The 4,198-nt window shown below is 68.0% G+C and carries 2 protein-coding genes; both read right to left on the bottom strand.

Annotated features, from left to right (window positions below):
• Positions 1–492: 492 nt before the first annotated feature.
• Complete coding sequence (locus PMI14_RS28710) at positions 493–1,845, bottom strand: c-type cytochrome biogenesis protein (protein WP_035206252.1); 1,353 nt, start codon at positions 1,843–1,845, stop codon at positions 493–495.
• A gap of 253 nt (positions 1,846–2,098) precedes the next feature.
• A partial coding sequence (locus tag PMI14_RS28705; protein ID WP_035206250.1) for a CHASE2 domain-containing protein occupies positions 2,099–4,198 on the bottom strand: 2,100 nt, incomplete at its 5' end.

Genomic DNA, 4,198 nt, shown 5'->3' with positions numbered 1-4,198 from the left:
TTGGGCCACTTGGTTGTTGTACACAGAGTTGGCAGGAGACTGGTCGTTGAACGCGCGGTTCAGCATAGTCACAGTCGCGTCGACACCAAAAATTTGCTTAGGCATTTGAAACTTCCTATTAACAGTTAAAAAATGAAAACAAGTTGCTAAAGCAAGGCCAGCCCGTCTAGTGCACCACGCTTACCTGCCGTGCGTGCCCGTTCAGCCCCATCTTTACAAGTTTGCTCTGGCATTATCACACGCACTTTTAAAAAAATGCCAGTGGTCAAGAGCAATGCCTAGCCAACTTGGGATGAAGTGTAGCAAGCATCCCACCGGACGGGGCGTGACGCGGATCACAAGTACCGTGCGCTTGTGAGCGACGCCAGTCTGAGCCTCCCGATGTTGCAGCAGGCCAACATTCAGGGGGATCTTCTACAAGAATCATTGGCTGACGACCAATAAGCCTGTTTCGCCCGACGCCTTCTGGCGCGCAGGCTTTGACCCGTGGCGCTACCACTGCCCGCGAATGGCGATGTAGGGCCCGCTGCTGCGGATGGCGAACAGGGACAGGTTGGCGGTCTGCTTGAAGCCTTCGAAGCCGAACACCGCCACGGCGCCTGGCGCCAGACTGGGCAGGGGGTGCTGGTACTCGGCGCGCAGGGACAGGCGGGTGGTGTTGCGCACGCGCCCGTTGTCCAGGATGGCGCTGTAGGCGGTGGTGTCGCGGTTGTGGCCCAGTTCTGCGTCCAGGTACCAGCGGGGCCCCAGGTGGGTGGCGGCGCGCAGGCTGTACTGCTGCTGGCGGCCACCGGGGCGGGTGGCATCGGTGGGCGAGTCGACGCCGGCGCGCACGCCGATCTGCCACTGGCTGAATGCCAGGCCCGCGCCATCGGCCAGCACCTGCTGGGGCTGTGCATTGCAGCTCCACAACACGGCCAGGCCTGCATAGCGGCCCGAGAGCACAGGGTTGCTATATAGATTGCGCAGCTGCGCCTCGGCCCCCACCCGCGTGTTGCATATTGCCGACAACCCTTGCGGGCCCAGTGGGCCCGAGCCATTGGTAGGCATGTATTTGTCTTGCAGCTGCAGGCCCGTGCCCAGATGAAAGCTGGCGTAACGTGTGCCACCGCGTGTGTGCAGGCTGGCCACCGCAGCGCCGGTGTAGTGCTGCAGCAAGGTCGTATCACCGGCCGAGCCGATTTCACCCGCCAGGCGGGAGTACTCGCCGGCGAGTTCAGCTTGCGTGGTTCCGGTTTGCGAGGCCCGGGGGGCGGAGCGGGCCAGCACTGCGGCAGCTACCTCAACGCGCTGGCCGTCGGCCCATTGGCGCGCCAGGTCCATGCGCAGGTCAGCGCGGGTGTATGCGCCGGGGCGGGGCAGGCTGCTTTCTTCCACTGGCAGGGTGATGTTGCCGGTGGGCAGTGTCAGCGTGAGGCTGGTGATGCTGGGGGCGCCGAGCAGGTTGCTGTCGCGCCCCAGCCGCAGCCCGGCGTGGCGGCGCCATTGCCAGCCGGTGCTGGCACGGCCCGCGGCCGCATAGCGCTGCTGGGCCTGGGCCAGGCTGGCGCGCAGGGTGTCGGGCAGGTCGGGGCGGGCCAGCCACTGGCCCAGCAACTGGGTGGCGCTGAGCAGGTCGCCCACGCCAGCCAGTGCCACGGCGTAGTCGAGCCCGGCCTGGATCTGGTCGGGAGCGAGCATGAGCGAGCGCTCCAGGTGCTCGGCAGCTTCGTCGTAGCGGCCTTCCTTGTTGAGCAGGGCACCCAGCTGGGCTAGCCATTCGGGCACGCGCTGGCAGGTGATCACATAAGGGGTCAGGCGGTCGGCGGGCGTGCCGTCGGGCACCGGGATGCACACGGCAGCCACGGCCGCCTCCGCAGCGCTGGGTTGTGCCCCGGCTGGCGGAACCTGGGGGACATTGAACGCAGGCACTATCTCCTGGGCCGGGGCTGCCAGGGGAGGCAGGGCCTTGCCCGGCCTTGCGGCGGGTGACGCCGGGGACTGTGCCTGCGCGGCCGTTGCCGCGCACATGGCCATTGCGAGCAGCCACACCGTGCGGGGCATTGAACCCGAAGGGGCGGATGCTGCGCAGGATTGGGCAGAAAAATGGTAGTGCCGCCTACGCTGTGCCATGGGCTGTGAGTTGGGCCGCCTGGCTGTCTCCCGGTTCAGGCGGGTGCTCGGCCGCCAGGGTGTCCAGGGGCACAGCATATATATGGTGGGGTACGCGCAGGCCTTCCAGCAGGAAGGTGCCCATGGACTGCAGGTGCTGCGTTTCCGGCGCGCCGCGGCCATCGGCCCGCGCACCCAGGGAGAACTGCCCGCCCAACTGCGCCGCCATGCCCTCACCCACCAGGATGGGGTGGGCGAGGTCCACCGTCAGGTCGACCAAGCGGCTGGCAATGGTGATGGTGCGGCCCATGACCGTGTGGGTGCGGCGGCTGGCCAGGCCGAAGGACCCCACCATGGCGGGGCCGGTTTCCAGGCCCAGACCCAGGCTCAGCGGCTCCAGGCCGGCGGGGGCGGGGTCGGGCAGCAGCTTGAAGGATTCCGTTAGCAGGTCGAGCGCGGCGGCGACAGCCTGTCGTGAATGGACCTGCGCGTGCTGGTCATCGGCCGTTGAAGGCGGGGGGACATCGTCCGCACCATTCCACACGGCAACAACGGCATCGCCCTGGAAGGATTCGATGACGCCACCATGCGCCTGCACGATGCGGCTCGCGGCAGAAAAGAAGGCGTGCAGCACGGCTGCGGCCTCTTCCGGCGGACGGGCTTCGCAGTAGGCCGAGAAATTGCGAATGTCTGCCAGCAGCACACTGACCTGCCGCGTGCTGGCGCGGATGGCGCTCGACGGCGGCTGCAGCGCCAGTGCTGCCGCCACGGGCGCCGGCAGGTAGCTGGCCAGGTGCTGGTAAAGGCGGTCCCGCTCGCTGCGGCTGCGGGCATGCTCGATGGTTCCGGCAAACACCCCGGCCAGCAGTACGAAGACGGCTGGCAGCAGCCAACCCACCCACACATCGGCCAGCCACAGTGCCAGGGCATGTGCCACCACCAGCGCCAGCGCATAGGCCAGGGCGGCCACGGGCAGCAGGTACACCGGCATGCGCAGCATGGGCGAGGGCGTGGGTGCCTGGGCGTCGCGCACAGCCGCCCCCCCCTGCCCGGCCAGCCGCACCAGCAGCCACAACAGCAATGCGCCCAGTGCGGCAGCGATCGCCTGCAGGGGCAAGGCGGCGCGCGGGGTATAGGGTGTATGCCCGTCCACCAGGGCGCTCAGGATCTGGGCGTGCGCAAGCAGCCCGGCACTGGCACCACTGTAAGGAGTGGCGATGGTGTCGTTCATGCCGAAGGCGCTGGCACCCACCAGCACCCAGGCGCCGGTCATGATGTCGGTCGGCACACGGCCCGCCAGCACGTCGGCGGCAGGAATGCTCACGAAACTGTCGGGGTGCAGGCGCCAGGCCACCCGCATGTTGCCCCGCTCATCCAGGGGCAGTGCGGGCAATGCCTGGCCGGCGCTGCCCAGGGTCCAGGGTGCGTCCCACCAACCGCCGCGCTGCAGCAGCAGGCTGGTTTCGGAGGTGGCGCGCAGCAGCGAGGCGATGGCCAGCGAGGGGTAGGACTTGCCTTGCCAGCAGATGATGGCCGGCTGGTGGCGCACCACGCCATCGTCTGCGATGCGGGGACTGATGTGGCCGGTGCGCCCTTGGGGCATGTCACCGAGGGCCGCCAGCGCGGGGAAATTGGACAGGTGCCCCAGGGCTTCCGAGAAGGGTGCCGGGCAGCTGGCCCAGTCCAGCGCACCCGCGGGCTGACCCACGCGCGGCGCCGCCTGCTCGCTGAGCTGCGGCAACCCTGTGCCAGGACCGGATGCGCCCAACGCAAAGACCTGGGCAAGGACCGGCCGGTGCTCTGCCACGGCGGCGAGCAACGACGCGTCATCGTCACGTGGGTCGGTGAAGACCACGTCCAGGATTTGCTCGCGCGCGCCCATCTGGGCGATCTGCTCGATCAGGCGCGCCTGCGTGCTGCGCGGCCAGGGCCAGGGACCGACTTCGGCGAGCGATTTTTCGTCGATATCGACCACGAGGACACGGCGCTCCTCGGTCTTCTGGGAGCCCAGGCGCCAGACCCAGTCACCCACCCGCTCTTCAACCGCCTGCAGTGCAGGGCCAAAGAGCAGTGATAGCAGCAGGCTGACAATGGCGGCGGCTGCCAG

This window comes from Acidovorax sp. CF316, from assembly GCF_000276605.1.
In the GTDB taxonomy this organism is placed as follows: Bacteria; Pseudomonadota; Gammaproteobacteria; order Burkholderiales; family Burkholderiaceae_C; genus Acidovorax.
The sequence above is the reverse complement of the archived record's forward strand: the minus strand, read 5'-3'. Positions and strand labels throughout refer to the sequence as shown.